Annotated in this window: 13 protein-coding genes and 1 pseudogene; 9 read left to right on the top strand and 5 right to left on the bottom strand. The window is 62.0% G+C overall.

Going from position 1 to position 13,057, the window contains the following annotated elements; translation table 11 throughout:
* Positions 1–64 precede the first annotated feature (64 nt).
* Positions 65–1,351 (bottom strand): tyrosine-type recombinase/integrase, encoded by a 1,287-nt coding sequence (locus tag J3A71_RS11725; protein WP_209952864.1) that lies wholly within the window; start codon positions 1,349–1,351, stop codon positions 65–67.
* A 436-nt stretch (positions 1,352–1,787) separates the two neighbouring features.
* On the opposite strand from J3A71_RS11725, the gene J3A71_RS11720 reads away from it, so the two are divergent.
* The 4 genes from J3A71_RS11720 to J3A71_RS11705 all read left to right on the top strand — a co-directional run bounded on the left by J3A71_RS11720 (position 1,788) and on the right by J3A71_RS11705 (position 4,961).
* Positions 1,788–2,498, top strand: a complete 711-nt coding sequence (locus tag J3A71_RS11720) for a histidine phosphatase family protein (protein ID WP_016487958.1) — start codon at positions 1,788–1,790, stop codon at positions 2,496–2,498.
* Positions 2,499–2,554: 56 nt separating this feature from the next.
* Positions 2,555–2,872 (top strand): SCP2 sterol-binding domain-containing protein, encoded by a 318-nt coding sequence (locus tag J3A71_RS11715; RefSeq protein WP_016487959.1) that lies wholly within the window; start codon positions 2,555–2,557, stop codon positions 2,870–2,872.
* 217 nt (positions 2,873–3,089) lie between these two features.
* Positions 3,090–4,157 carry a phosphotransferase family protein gene (locus tag J3A71_RS11710; RefSeq protein WP_096426438.1) on the top strand — a complete coding sequence of 356 codons (1,068 nt, stop codon included), beginning with the start codon at positions 3,090–3,092 and terminating at the stop codon, positions 4,155–4,157.
* Positions 4,158–4,193: 36 nt separating this feature from the next.
* Positions 4,194–4,961, top strand: coding sequence for an SDR family oxidoreductase (locus J3A71_RS11705; protein WP_016487961.1), 768 nt, complete (start codon positions 4,194–4,196; stop codon positions 4,959–4,961).
* On the opposite strand, the pseudogene J3A71_RS11700 reads toward J3A71_RS11705, so the two are convergent.
* Positions 4,962–5,775, bottom strand: a pseudogene (locus tag J3A71_RS11700) (class I SAM-dependent methyltransferase).
* Between the two features lie 167 nt (positions 5,776–5,942).
* Positions 5,943–6,293: a hypothetical protein gene (locus J3A71_RS11695; protein WP_016487963.1), complete on the bottom strand. Its 351-nt coding sequence runs from the start codon at positions 6,291–6,293 to the stop codon at positions 5,943–5,945.
* Positions 6,294–6,409: 116 nt separating this feature from the next.
* Between J3A71_RS11695 and J3A71_RS11690 the strand changes: the two genes are divergently transcribed.
* The gene (locus J3A71_RS11690; protein ID WP_016487964.1) at positions 6,410–6,700 is read left to right on the top strand and encodes an RcnB family protein; all 291 of its coding nucleotides are present in this window, start codon (positions 6,410–6,412) and stop codon (positions 6,698–6,700) included.
* 1 nt (position 6,701) lies between these two features.
* Here the strand turns inward: J3A71_RS11690 and J3A71_RS11685 are convergent, their stop codons facing one another.
* Positions 6,702–7,862 carry a GGDEF domain-containing protein gene (locus J3A71_RS11685; RefSeq protein ID WP_016487965.1) on the bottom strand — a complete coding sequence of 387 codons (1,161 nt, stop codon included), beginning with the start codon at positions 7,860–7,862 and terminating at the stop codon, positions 6,702–6,704.
* A 224-nt stretch (positions 7,863–8,086) separates the two neighbouring features.
* On the opposite strand from J3A71_RS11685, the gene J3A71_RS11680 reads away from it, so the two are divergent.
* From J3A71_RS11680 to J3A71_RS11665, 4 genes are all read left to right on the top strand, one after another.
* Positions 8,087–8,272 carry a hypothetical protein gene (locus J3A71_RS11680; RefSeq protein WP_016487966.1) on the top strand — a complete coding sequence of 62 codons (186 nt, stop codon included), beginning with the start codon at positions 8,087–8,089 and terminating at the stop codon, positions 8,270–8,272.
* Between the two features lie 73 nt (positions 8,273–8,345).
* Entirely contained in the window at positions 8,346–8,738 is a 393-nt protein-coding gene (locus J3A71_RS11675; RefSeq protein ID WP_096426439.1) for a glycine zipper domain-containing protein, read from the top strand.
* Positions 8,739–8,863: 125 nt separating this feature from the next.
* The gene (locus J3A71_RS11670; RefSeq protein WP_096426440.1) at positions 8,864–10,693 is read left to right on the top strand and encodes an SLC13 family permease; all 1,830 of its coding nucleotides are present in this window, start codon (positions 8,864–8,866) and stop codon (positions 10,691–10,693) included.
* A 137-nt stretch (positions 10,694–10,830) separates the two neighbouring features.
* On the top strand, positions 10,831–12,282 hold the full coding sequence (locus J3A71_RS11665) for a GGDEF domain-containing protein (protein WP_095115583.1): 1,452 nt from the start codon (positions 10,831–10,833) through the stop codon (positions 12,280–12,282).
* Here J3A71_RS11665 and J3A71_RS11660 read toward each other — a convergent pair.
* Complete coding sequence (locus J3A71_RS11660; RefSeq protein ID WP_060517156.1) at positions 12,256–13,017, bottom strand: TSUP family transporter; 762 nt, start codon at positions 13,015–13,017, stop codon at positions 12,256–12,258. The genes J3A71_RS11665 and J3A71_RS11660 overlap by 27 nt on opposite strands.
* Between the last annotated feature and the right edge of the window lie 40 nt (positions 13,018–13,057).

The raw sequence follows: 13,057 nt of genomic DNA, 5'->3' as shown, positions 1-13,057 counted from the left end.
TCTCCTTGAAAACGGTCGAACAGTATCATTAAGACATCATTGTGGCGAGAGGCCATGAAACGCTTTATCTACCGTCGCCCCGTGCCAGCTTCAAGGCGTCCACCATGAGCCTCAATGAGGCTGCCGCATTGCCCCCGTATACATCGAAAGCAAGAGACCCGGAGCTGTGCCCCAAGATGGCCTGGACGATCCCCACAGACACGCCAGCGGCCTTCAGATCGGACGCCATAGAGTGCCTCAACGAGTGGAACGACAGCCCTTCCCCGGTCTTAGTGCCCAGCAGGTCTCGGATCATCTGATTGGTGAGTTGATCGAAGCCACTCTTGGACTGAGTGAACAACCGCCCTTGTGTCTGTGAGAGCATTCCAAGGTGGTCCTCGGGGATGCCCAGCAAGGGCACTGTGCGACGACTGAAGGAGTTCTTCAGGGTTTTCCCGTCCTTGTCATTGATGTCCACGACCCATTGACCCTCGACCTTATAGAGATCGCTGCCGGTGAGCTGGTGAATCTCCCCAATGCGTGCCCCAGTGGCAACCCCGAGGGCAATGACAGATGCCTTCCAGTCTTCCCCGAGGTTGCCCATTGCCCAGTCACGGAGAGCCTTCAGGTGGTCCTGCGAGAAGGCTGTGCGGTCGCTCTCAGCCCCTTTGGTGATGGTGAGCTTCTTGGAGTAATCACGCTCAATGAGACCCGTGGCCACTGCCCAGCCAATGACCGAGGAAGCGTGAGTCATGACCTTGTTGACAGAGGCAACCTTACCACCAGTGGCCAATAGAGCCTCGCGTAGGCCGACGAAGGTTGCCCGAGTATGCTTCGCCATATCGGTGTCCTTGAGGTGCGCAACGATGGTGCTGGTGCTGCTCTTCCAGTTCTTCAAGGTGTTGGCCGACTTGTCCCCGCCACGCTCAGCCTTGAAGGCTTCGTAGAGGGACTGGAATGTAGTCGTAGAGGTGTCCGTGGAGAGCGACTTACAGATAGGGACAGGCACAAGCTCACGACTATCGACATCTGCTATTTGATTAACACTGCCTATAGATCCCTTCAGGTCCCCATTGAGCAGCTCGACCAGCCCTCTCAGGTCCCCGCTGTGCCGCCCTTGAGCAGCCGTCAGAACCCTCTGAGCCATCAAAACGGCCTGCGCTTGAGGCAAGCTCATGGGCATCGTTTCGGCGATCTCAGCGAGGTTCTCGGAGACATCCGACAGTACCAGCCCATAGGCTTCCCCTTGTGGGTTGCCCAAGGCTTCCTCAGCGATGTCCCGAAGGTTATCCCGTAGTTCCTCCCAAGATGCCTCTGGGTTGTCGAGGTGGAACGCTTTGAGGGTCTGAAGCAGGTGCTTAGCAGTGGTCATGGCAGCAGGTCGATTGGTGGTCTTGAGCGAAAGCGTACACGAGGTGTGGCAGCCCTTTAGGCGGACTCGAAGGTGATACCGACCCGAGGCTCTACGGTAGACGTAGGGCACAGCGATTTGTGACACGTTGGGACGATTTGTGACACTGGATTCAGGGGTGAGGATGGTCATTTTGGGTGGAAGCCCCGTGCTGCTTGGCTTTACCCGAGATCAAGGACAGTTGGCAAGAAACTCCACGTTGACTCCTTAAATACCTGCGCCAAGGCGGCGCGTTAACTGTTGCAAGCATACCGCTGCGCCAAAGGTGCTGCCAGCCGGTGTAAACGCTGGCAACACCTTTCAAACAACCTTTTCAAACGCTTGTATGTTTTTTCGTTGACAGCCCGTGTGCTGCATCCTAACCTCGCAGCAACCTCCAAACAGGCCGGAACCTTTCGTGGGCAACCTCTACCTGATCCGACATGGCCAAGCCTCTTTCGGTGCTGATGACTACGACGTCCTCTCGCCCGTGGGCGTGCGCCAGAGCCACGCGCTGGGTGAGCACCTGGCCCAGTTGGGTGTACGGCTGGACCGTTGCGTGGCAGGCGACCTGCGCCGCCAGCAGGATACCGCGCGCCTGGCCCTGCAGGCCTTGCATGCCAGCGGCTGCCCGGTGCCGGCTGTTGAGACCGACGCGGCGTTCAATGAGTTCGATGCCGATGGCGTCATCCGCGCCCTGTTGCCTGGGCTGCTGCCAGAAGAGCCCGATGCCCTGCATGTACTGCGCAATGCTGCGCAGCATCGCAGCGAATTCCAGCGCCTGTTCGCATTGATGGTGCAGCGCTGGCACGCGGGCGAACAGGCGGACGATGGCCTGGAAAGCTGGCAGGCTTTCACTCGTCGTGTACAAGGTGGCCTGGAGCGCGTGCTCGATACCGCCGGCAGCGGTGACAATGTCGCCATCTTCACTTCGGGCGGCACCATTGCCGCCCTGCTGCACCTGGTTACCCGTATTACCCCCAGCCAGGCGTTCGCGCTGAACTGGCAAATCATCAACACGTCGCTCAGCCAGCTGAAGTTCCGCGGCCGCGACGTGGCACTGGCCTCCTTCAACAGCCAGGCCCATGTGCAGCTGTTGAAGGTACCGGAGCTTGTCACCTATCGATGAGCCCGGCTTGTTGTGTCCCTGCGGGGACGTGTAAATAACTCTATAAGGAATGCGCCATGACCTCCGTAGCTGATGCCGTCAAAAAGATGCAAGAGAAGTTCAACCCATCCGCTGCCGCCGGCCTGGACCTGGTGTTCGGCTTCAACATCACCGACGAAGGCAAGCAATACGCGCTGATCGTCAAAGACGGCACCTGCGACCTGCAGGAAGGCGAAAACCCGGACGCCAACTGCACACTGGTGATGGACAGCGAAACCCTGAAGGGCATCGTCAGCGGTGAAACCGATGGCATGCAGGCCTTCATGGGCGGCAAGCTGCGCGTTGAAGGCGACATGATGCTGTCGATGAAGCTCAGCGAGCTGTTCCCGTCCTGAGGGCTGGGTACACCGGATGATCGAAAGACCGAAGCCTTGGCGGCTTCGGTTTTTTTTTGCCTGCCCCAAAGCCTGCGCTGGCACGTTGGTCGTTGACATAAGGGCAGTTGATCAACCAGCAACACCCTCACCTATATGGCATCTGGCACGCTTGTTCCAGCGCCGGCAGGCCATTAGATTAGCCAATAGTCCTTGGGATCGAAAATAAGGAAAACGCATGACGCTCACCGACCAGTCCACCCAGGTACGCCCCGGCGAAGAACTCGACGCGGCCGTCATCGACCCTTACCTCAAGGCCAACATCCCCGACCTGGACGGCCTGCCGCGCATCAGCCAGTTTCCAGGAGGGGCCTCCAACCTCACCTACCTGGTCAGCTACCCGGGCCGGGACTTTGTGCTGCGCCGCCCGCCATTCGGGCAAAAGGCCAAGTCGGCCCACGACATGGGCCGCGAGTTCCGCATACTCAACCAGTTGAACAGCGGCTTCCCCTTCTGCCCCAAGGCGTATGTGCACTGCACCGACAGCAGCCTGATTGGCGGTGAGTTCTACGTCATGGAACGGGTCAAGGGCATCATCCTGCGCTCGGACATCCCTGCCGGGCTGAACCTTGACGCCAGCCGCACCGAGGCCCTGTGCAAAAGCTTTATCGACCGCCTGGTCGAGTTGCACCAGGTGGACTACAACGCCTGTGGCCTGGCCGACCTGGGCAAGCCGGAAGGCTATGTACAGCGCCAGATCAAGGGCTGGACCAGCCGCTACCAAAAAGCCCTGACCCCGGATGCCCCGCGCTGGGAAAAGGTGACCACCTGGTTGCACGAAAAAATGCCTGCCGACCACCCGAAGCCCGCCATCGTGCACAACGATTACCGCTTCGACAACGTCATCCTCGACGCCGACAACCCTATGCGCATCATCGGTGTGCTGGACTGGGAAATGGCCACCCTGGGCGACCCGCTGATGGACCTGGGCAACAGCCTGGCCTACTGGATCGAAGCCGACGACCCGGCGCCGGTGCAACTGATGCGCCGCCAGCCGAGCAACGCGCCGGGCATGCTCACCCGCCGCCAGTTCGTGGATTACTACGCGGCACGCGCAGGCATCACGTTGGACAACTTCGATTACTACTATTGCTATGGCCTGTTCCGCCTGGCCGGCATCGTCCAGCAGATCTACTACCGCTACTACCACGGCCAGACCCAGGACAAGCGTTTCGCCCAGTTCATCCACATGAACCGCTTGCTCGAGCAGATGACCTTGCAGGTCATTGCCAGGTCCAGCCTCTGAGCAACGCCCACGACGACGGATAACAAGGAAAACAGCATGTCCAAGACCCACCTGTTCGACCTCGACGGCAAGATTGCCTTCGTTTCCGGCGCCAGCCGCGGCATTGGCGAAGCCATCGCCCACCTGTTGGCCCAGCAAGGTGCACATGTGATCGTTTCCAGCCGCAAGCTCGACGGTTGCCAGCAGGTGGCCGAGGCGATCATCGCGGCGGGTGGCAAGGCGACGGCGGTGGCCTGCCACATTGGAGAGCTGGAACAGATCCAGCAGGTGTTCGCCGGCATCCGCGAACAATTCGGGCGCCTGGACATCCTGGTCAACAACGCCGCCACCAACCCGCAGTTCTGCAACGTGCTGGACACCGATCCGCATGCCTTCCAGAAGACCGTGGACGTGAACATCCGCGGTTACTTCTTCATGTCGGTAGAAGCCGGCAAGCTGATGCGCGAGCATGGCGGTGGCAGCATCATCAACGTGGCATCCATCAACGGTGTGTCCCCCGGCCACTTCCAGGGCATCTATTCGGTGACCAAGGCGGCAGTCATCAACATGACCAAAGTCTTCGCCAAGGAGTGCGCCCAGTTCGGCATTCGCTGCAACGCCCTGCTGCCGGGCCTGACCGACACCAAGTTTGCCTCTGCACTGGTGAAAAACGATGCCATCCTGAACGCCGCACTGCAGCAGATCCCACTCAAGCGCGTAGCCGACCCCAAGGAAATGGCCGGCGCGGTGTTGTACCTGGCCAGCGATGCGTCCAGCTACACCACTGGCACGGCACTCAACGTCGACGGCGGGTTCCTTTCCTGATCAGGCCTTGACCGCCACCAAGCTGTAGCTCAGGGGCAGGCGTGCAGGCTGCTCGCGCAAGCGATACTCGCCATCGCTGCCCTTGACCATCTGCCCCGGTAGGGCCTCCCAAGGGATGCTCTGGTGCTCGACCAGCACCGTCAGTTGCAGCCCATGCGCCAGCAAGGCAGTAACCACTTCACCCAAGCCGTGGTTCCATTCGTGGGTTTCAGTGTGGGCAAGGCGCTCTTCAGTCTCGACATAGGTCTGGTCGTTGTGCCACACCGTCGGGGCTTCGTGCTCGAAGTACGGGTATTCGAGCTGCAGGCGGTCCTGGTGGTCTTCATTGACGGCCATCAGCATCGGGTGCCCATCGCGCAGGAATAACCGCCCGCCCGGTTTCAGCAGCGCCGCGACCGCACGCGCCCACGGCTCGATGCGGGGTAACCAGCACAGCGCGCCGATACCGGTGTAGACCAGGTCGAACGTGCCTGCCGGCAGTACCGTGTCGGCGGCATAGACGTCAGACTCGACATACTCGATGGCCACCGCACAACGCTCGGCCAGTACCCGTGCCTCGGCCAGCGAAGCCGCGGAATAGTCCAGGCCGCAGACCTTGGCGCCAAGGCGCGCCAGCGATAGGGTGTCGGTGCCAATGTGGCACTGCAGGTGGACGGTCTTCAGTGTCGCCGAGCAAAGGCAAATCGAAGCGCACGGTTTCGGACAGGTGCCCAGGGCGCTGGACGAGAGTCTCGACTTCGTAGTCCTTCGAGGCAGCGTGCAGCGGGGCGCGTTCGTCCCAACTGCTGCGGTTGAGTTGCAGTGAACGGTCCATGGTGTCTTCCTTGAGTGGTAACGGTTCATGCTAGCCGCCACCTGCCCCTCTAAGACACCACTGCCTTGCTAAAAATTGTAAAGCCCGCAAAGCACCCACTGAGCAATAACTGGACTGCACTGGCCGCCCCTACAGGCCGGCGATGAAGCCAATACAGGCTGCGGCCTTTACAAACAGGTCGCCGCCGCTGCCCGGCGCTGCAGCGCCACGCCGTCGTTTTTCTGCGCGTAGTAATCCACCCGAGCCCCGCCTGCCTGTGGATAGACATCCACAAACGCCTCTGCCTCACGGGTATACACGGTGAACCCGCCCTGCTTGCGCGGTTGCAGGTAGCCACTGGCATCATCGCCGAACACCTTCTCTTCCTGCCAGCTGAACTGGATACACTGCGCCACCAGCTCCGGCGCCTTGCTTGAATCGAGCTGCGCAGTCGGCTTGCCGCCGCGGGCCGTCTCCATGGTCGCAGAAGCACAACCGACCAGCATCAGCGCCGCGGCCATCGGCAAAATCGCACGCATGTTCCATCCTCAGGGTATCGAAAAAGATGCGACTCTAGCACTCGCGGGCATTGCGAGTGAATTGTCACGCACATGCCGCTGTCGCAGATAAGGTACGCCGCCATAAGGAGCACCACATGAAGCTTCACTATCTGCTACTTGCCGCCCTGCCCTGCCTGCCCCTGGCCGTCAGCGCCGCGCCCTCCAGCGAAGAAAGCATCACCGCCCCGGAAACCCACAACCGCACGCTTGAAGTGGGCGACAAGGCACCGGACCAGTACAAACGTGACGAGCAGGCCATCAAGGACTGGAAAGCCAAAGGCCTGCCCGCCCCCGAGAAAGAAAGCCATTGGGTACGCATGGGCGAGCACTACGTGCTGGTGCAGATCACCAACGGTGTAGTACTGGCGATCCAGCCGGCGTCCTGATTCAACCCGCCTGGATCAATGCCGCCATGTGCACCGTGTTGCGCCCGGCGGCCTTGGCCTGGTACAGCGCGGCATCCGCCTGGGCCAGCAGGTTGGCGGTGCTATCTTTGGGACCTGGTACGCCACACCACAGGCCCACGCTGAAGCGCAGTTCGATCTGGTCATCGGCAAAACGGGCCGGGCTGCGCGCAATAGCCTCGCGCAGGCCTTGCAGCGCAGCCATCGCCCCGCTGCGGTCAGTGCCCGGCAACAACAGCAGGAATTCCTCACCACCATAACGGCCCAGGCTGTCACCCTGACGCAGCCGCTGCTGCAACTGGCGCACGCAATGGCACAGCACTTCGTCGCCAGCCAGGTGCCCATACAGGTCGTTGATGCGTTTGAAATGGTCGATGTCGATCATTGCCACGGCCAGGCTGGCCTGTTGCTGGCGAGCACGGTCCAGTTCCACCGCAAACCGGTCCAGGATCGCCCTGCGGTTGAATGTGCCGGTCAGCACATCGTGCAGGGCCAGGTGCTGCAAGCGGGACTCGCTACGCTCCTTGGCCATCAGCACCAGCCCGATCGAATACATCATTACCGTCGCCGTGCCGATTGCCACGGAAATGCTCTGCTTGAGGTTGCTGGTGTCATAACGCATTTCCACTGCCGTGCCATTGGCCACCGCCACCACACGCATACCCAGGCCGACCAGGCTGATCAGCGCACCGATCTGCAGCAGCAGGTGGGCCCTGCCCGGCCGTTCGGCATGGCGCCACGCCCAGTAAAGGATCATCGAGCACTGCAGCATCAATACCAGCGTCGCCAGCAGCATGCGCGGCTCCAGCGTATCGAGCAGCAGCACCAGCCCCCCCAGCATGCAGGCAGGAATGACGAAGATGACACGCCAGGGCACCACCTGCTCACGCACCCGGAACAAGCTGGCGGTGTAGAACGCCAGGGCCAGCGACAGCAAGCTGTTGCCCAGACCATAGCTGACCCACAGCGGGGCCTGGGCATAGACGGTGTAGCAGACATAAGCCAGGGCATGCACCAGCAGCCCGCAACCCGTTAGCAGCAGGTTGTCACGGCGGTTGCTACGCCCCACCAGCAACAGGCAGAAAGCTAGAATAGTTGCGACCAAGGCAACGGCGGCAAACAACGTGGGGGTGTGGGCGATCATCGTGATTCACCGAGTGGCAGATTGCCGTCTTCGCTGCGGCTTACCCCACAGTCTAGAGGGCCATGGCGCACTCGACCATGACCGAATGGGACAGAACAACAGCCTGCAAGCACGCCGCCCATCACTGGCGCGACAAATTTTTGCCTGCCCGGGAAACCAAATGGATCATTCCCAGTCTCAGCAAGTGCCCCGTAAACCTTTGCGGATCAAGGACCTATATCGTGATGACCCGCCTTGCAAGCCTTTCGCTGATTGCTGCAGTCCTGCTGACCGCAGGCTGTCACAGCCATCGCTACCATGATGACGACGATGGCTGGCGTGACCGCGACCGTGGCCATCGCCACCACCATCGGCATGACCGCGATGACGATGACAATCGTCAGTACCGCGGTGACCGCGACTACCGCTGAAGCGTCTTTGCACCCCTGACCTGCCGCCCGTTGCGCGGCACCTTAACCTGATGATTCCTTTGAGGTTCGTATCATGCGTCTGACTCTGCCTTCCATTGCCCTCGGCCTGCTGCTGTGCCAGGGCGCTTTCGCCGGCGACGGTACTGCCGCCATTGGCGGTGGCCTGGGTGGTGTGCTGGGTAACGTTGTTGGTCAACAACTCGGCGGCAAGACTGGCGCGGCCATCGGTGCCGGCGTGGGCGGCGCAGCTGGCAGCGCGGTAGGTGCACGCAAGGGCAATCGTACCGAAGCCGCCATCGGCGGTGGCCTGGGCTCGGCTGGCGGCTCGCTGCTAGGCGGCGCGGTGGGCGGCAAGACCGGCTCCACGGTCGGTGCAGGCCTGGGCGGCGCAGCCGGTGGGGCCCTCGGCAACCACCTGGGTGACGACAACCGCGGCAGCAAAAAGCACCGCCGTCACCGTCACTGATTACCTGACTCAAGGGCCGTATAGCGGCCCTTTTTGTTGCAGCACATCAACACCCCCTTCATCACGAACTGGCACACTGGCTGCTACTGTCTATCGTGCCCCGTGTGAAGGAACACCCCCTCCCCATGAACCAAGATCTGCTCTGGGTCCTCGGCCTGCTGGCCATCGTCGTTACCCTGTTCATCATCAATCGCCCACGCATGGACGTGGTCGCGCTGATGGTGATCCTCGCCCTGCCCCTACTCGGCATCCTCACCGTTGAGCAGGCCCTGGCCGGCTTCAGCGACCCCAACGTGGTACTGATCGCCGCCCTGTTCGTGATCGGCGAAGGCCTGGTGCGCACCGGCATTGCCTACCGCATCGGCGAATGGATGAGCGAGCGGGCCGGCAATAGCGAAACACGTCTGCTGGTGCTGCTGATGGTGGCCGTGGCCGGGCTGGGGTCGATGATGAGCTCCACCGGTGTGGTGGCCATTTTCATCCCGGTAGTGCTGAGCATTGCCGCGCGCCTGCAGCTGTCGCCCAGCCGTCTGATGATGCCACTGGCATTTGCCGGGCTGATCAGTGGCATGCTCAGCCTGGTGGCCACACCGCCCAACGTGGTGGTGCACAGCGAGCTGGTGCGCAATGGCGAAGCGGGCTTCAGTTTCTTCAGCTTTACCCCTTTCGGCCTGGTGGTGCTGGTGCTGGGGATCGGCTATATGCTGCTGACCCGGCACTGGCTGAGCGGCGAAGTGCGCAAGGACGGCCGCGTGGAAACCCGCCGGACACTGCTGGACCTGGTGCTGGACTACAAGCTCAACGGCCGTGAACGGCGCCTGCGCATACGCCCTGATTCACCGCTGATCGGCCATACCCTCGGCGAGCTGGAGTTGCGCACCCGGCACGGCGCCAACGTGATCGGCATCGAGCGCCAGCACAAGTTCACCACACGGGTGATCGGCGCCGACTCCAACACCGTACTGCACCAGGGCGATGTGCTGCTGCTCGACCTGTTCGCCAACCGCGACAACCTGCGCAGCCTGTGCCAGACCATGCAACTGGAGCCCCTGCACTTCAAGGCGGCCTATTTCATCGACCAGTCCCAGGAGCTGGGCATGGCCGAGGTCTCGCTGCCGCCGGGCTCGCAGTTGATCGGCAAGAGCGTTCTCGAACTGGCCTTCCGCACCCGCTTCGGCCTCAACGTGGTCGGCCTGCGCCGCGAACAGGCGGCAATCGAAGAGCAACTGGTAGACGAAAAACTGCGCCTTGGCGATACCCTGCTGGTGGTCGGCCCGTGGAAGGCGGTACGCCAGTTGCAAAGCCAGCCCAAAGACTTTCTGGTATTGAGCCTGCCCGCCGAGATCGATCAGGTCGCGCCAGCCCGCACCCGCGCGCCGCAGGCATTGCTTAGCCTGGCGGTAATGGTCGGGCTGATGGTCAGCGGTGCCGTGCCCAATGTCATCGCGGCGCTGATCGGTTGCCTGCTGATGGGGGCCGGCCGCTGTATCGACATGAACAGCGCTTATAAAGCCATTCATTGGCAAAGCCTGGTGCTGATCGTCGGCATGCTGCCATTCGCCCAGGCACTGCAGAAAACCGGTGGCATCGATTTGGCGGTGGGTGGGCTGGTAAGCGTACTGGGTGGTGCCGGCCCCAGTGCCATTCTTGCCTGCCTGTTCGCCGTTACAGCGGTGATCGGCCTGTTCATTTCCAACACGGCCACTGCGGTACTGATGGCACCCGTGGCTGTCAGCACCGCAGCGCAGCTGGGCATGTCGCCCTACCCGTTTGCCATGACCGTGGCGCTGGCCGCATCGGCGGCGTTCATGACGCCGGTGTCATCGCCGGTCAACACACTGGTGCTGGGCCCGGGGCAATACCGCTTCGCTGATTTCGTCAAAATTGGCGTGCCCTTCACCGTGCTGGTGATGTTGGTCACCGTCGTGATGGTGCCGTGGTTCTTCGGGCTATGAGAAAAGCGCTATAGACTAAAGGCAATTTGACATTATCTCGACCGATCGCGGCAGATTGACATCAAGTGGCCTGACGAAACACACTGCGGGCTATTGCCCCAGGTGCTTCAAGGCGTTGTCCTGGATTTCGTTTCCGCTTGCCGGTCGAGTTCATGGTTTTTCCAGCCCAATCGCGCTTGTTGCCTTATGTCGTTCTGTTTTGCCTGACCTTTGCCCTCACCCTGGGCGGTATCCTGGCACGCCCGATCGAATCGCTGTCGCTGTTCTGGCCAGTAAATGCTGTGTTGGCCGGCGTGCTGCTGCGCTACCCGCGCCAGGCCACGCTGACCGGCTTCAGCCTGGTCTGGCTGGCCATGGTCGGTGCCGACCTGCTGTGTGGCAGTGCCTGGGTGCCGGCCCTGTGGTTCAACCTGTGCAATCTTGGCGTGGTGGTTACCCTCTGGCAGTTGCTATCGCGTTTGCCGCGGCTGCACCGGCGCATGCGCACCCCGCACGGCGTACTCAGCGTGTTTGCCGCCTGTGCCGCCGCCGCCATGGTGGCGGCCAGCATGGCAGCGGTCATGGCCGCACCTTGGTTCGAGCAATCCCTGCGTGCCACCTGGCTCGCCTGGTTCAGCGAACAGTTTTCGACCAGCGTGCTGGTACTGCCGGTGCTGCTTACAGCACCCTCGGCGCGGGCTTTGGTGCGGGGTGGCGCCCAAGCCATCCGCCTGGCGCCACTGCTGATGCTGCTGGCCTCGCTGGCGGTCAGCATTGCCTTTGGCGGCCCCGGTGCCATTGCCTTCCCGATTGCCGCCTTGCTGTGGTGTGCGTGGACCTACTCGCCGTTCATGGTTTCGCTGCTGACACTTACCGCTGGCAGTACCTTGATTGTGGCGGTGGCGCAAAACCTCATGCACTTCAGCGTGCCGCAAAGCGAGCCCGGTGTGACCACGCTGATGTCGGCGCGGCTGGGCATTGCGATGCTGGTGCTCGGCCCGCTGGTGGTGGCCTGTGTCAGCCAGGCCAACCGCAGCCTGATGGCGCGCCTGGCGCATCAGGCCACCATCGACCACCTTACCGGCGTGCTCACCCGCAGTGCCTTCACCCGCCGCGCCAACGCATTGCTGGACAGCCGCCAGCAGCATGCCCAGGCGCTGCCGCTAACCCTGATGATGCTGGATATCGACCACTTCAAGTCGATCAACGATGCCCATGGCCACGGGGTCGGGGACCAGGTGCTGCGCCAGTTTGCCAGCACCCTGCAGGACCAGTTGCACAACGATGAACTGCTCGCGCGGCTGGGCGGCGAGGAGTTCGTCGTCATCCTCCCGGGGCTTGCGCCTGAACGTGCCAAGTTCACCGCCGAACGCCTGCGCCGTGCCATACAGGACCTGCACGTGGTGCAGGCCGACCAGCGCCTGCAGATCACCGTGAGTATCGGCCTGGCCGGCTGCGACGCCAATATCCCGGCCCCCAGCCTGGACGCGTTGCTGGCAAGTGCCGACCAGGCGCTGTACCGGGCCAAGGCCCATGGCCGCAACCGCGTCGAGCAGGCCGAAGCACAGCGCCAGGAGGCTGAGTCACGCAACCAGCAAGTCCCACGATAGCTTGGCGATCAACACGCACAGCAGTATCAGGAACAGCCCGCGCACAAAGCCTGCGCCCTTGCGTACCGCCAGCCAGGTGCCGGTAAGGGCCCCCAGCACATTGCACGCAGCCATGGGCAGGGCAATGGCATACAGCACGTTGCCCGAGGGCACGAAGAACACCAGCGCCGCCAGGTTGGTGGCAATGTTCACCACCTTGGCCGAGGCCGAAGCGTGCAGGAAGTCCAACGCAAAGAAGCGGATGAACAGAAAGATCAGGAAGCTGCCGGTGCCTGGACCGAACAGGCCATCGTAAAAGCCGATCGCACCGCCGATCAGCACCGCCAGGCATTGCTCCTTGCGGCCGATCTGCGCGGGCTTGTGCAGGGTGCCGAAATCCTTCTTGCAGAAGGTATAGATGGCCATCAGCACGATCAGCACCAGCACTGCCGGGCGCATCACACTGGGCGGTACCAGTGACACCGTGGCAGCCCCAGCGAACGACATGACAAAGGCGCTGAGCGCCGCTGGCACGATAAGCCCCCAATCCAGCGTCACCTTGCGAATGAACGAGCGCGCCGCGAAGGCCGTCCCGCAGACCGACGCCAGCTTGTTGGTGCCGAGCAAGGCCGCTGGTTGCGCGGTAGGCAGCACGTTGAACAAGGCCGGGATCTGGATCAGCCCCCCGCCCCCCACTGCGGCGTCGATCAGCCCAGCGGCAAAGGCGAACACAGAAAGCACAGCAATATCCATCATGACGCGGTTCCAGGCAGTGAAGACGCCTGCAAGGCTAATC

It is taken from the genome of Pseudomonas sp. PvP089, assembly GCF_017875165.1.
Taxonomy (GTDB): domain Bacteria; phylum Pseudomonadota; class Gammaproteobacteria; order Pseudomonadales; family Pseudomonadaceae; genus Aquipseudomonas; species Aquipseudomonas fortuita.
This window is presented reverse-complemented; position numbering and strand designations above follow the sequence as displayed.

Excerpts from the sequence above, each read along its gene's own strand:
- J3A71_RS11725 (WP_209952864.1), bottom strand. The coding sequence starts at position 1,351 with ATGACCACTGCTAAGCACCTGCTTCAGACCCTCAAAGCGTTCCACCTC.
- J3A71_RS11715 (WP_016487959.1), top strand. The coding sequence starts at position 2,555 with ATGACCTCCGTAGCTGATGCCGTCAAAAAGATGCAAGAGAAGTTCAAC.
- J3A71_RS11710 (WP_096426438.1), top strand. The coding sequence starts at position 3,090 with ATGACGCTCACCGACCAGTCCACCCAGGTACGCCCCGGCGAAGAACTC.
- J3A71_RS11705 (WP_016487961.1), top strand. The coding sequence starts at position 4,194 with ATGTCCAAGACCCACCTGTTCGACCTCGACGGCAAGATTGCCTTCGTT.
- J3A71_RS11695 (WP_016487963.1), bottom strand. The coding sequence starts at position 6,293 with ATGCGTGCGATTTTGCCGATGGCCGCGGCGCTGATGCTGGTCGGTTGT.
- J3A71_RS11690 (WP_016487964.1), top strand. The coding sequence starts at position 6,410 with ATGAAGCTTCACTATCTGCTACTTGCCGCCCTGCCCTGCCTGCCCCTG.
- J3A71_RS11685 (WP_016487965.1), bottom strand. The coding sequence starts at position 7,862 with ATGATCGCCCACACCCCCACGTTGTTTGCCGCCGTTGCCTTGGTCGCA.
- J3A71_RS11680 (WP_016487966.1), top strand. The coding sequence starts at position 8,087 with ATGACCCGCCTTGCAAGCCTTTCGCTGATTGCTGCAGTCCTGCTGACC.
- J3A71_RS11675 (WP_096426439.1), top strand. The coding sequence starts at position 8,346 with ATGCGTCTGACTCTGCCTTCCATTGCCCTCGGCCTGCTGCTGTGCCAG.
- J3A71_RS11670 (WP_096426440.1), top strand. The coding sequence starts at position 8,864 with ATGAACCAAGATCTGCTCTGGGTCCTCGGCCTGCTGGCCATCGTCGTT.
- J3A71_RS11660 (WP_060517156.1), bottom strand. The coding sequence starts at position 13,017 with ATGATGGATATTGCTGTGCTTTCTGTGTTCGCCTTTGCCGCTGGGCTG.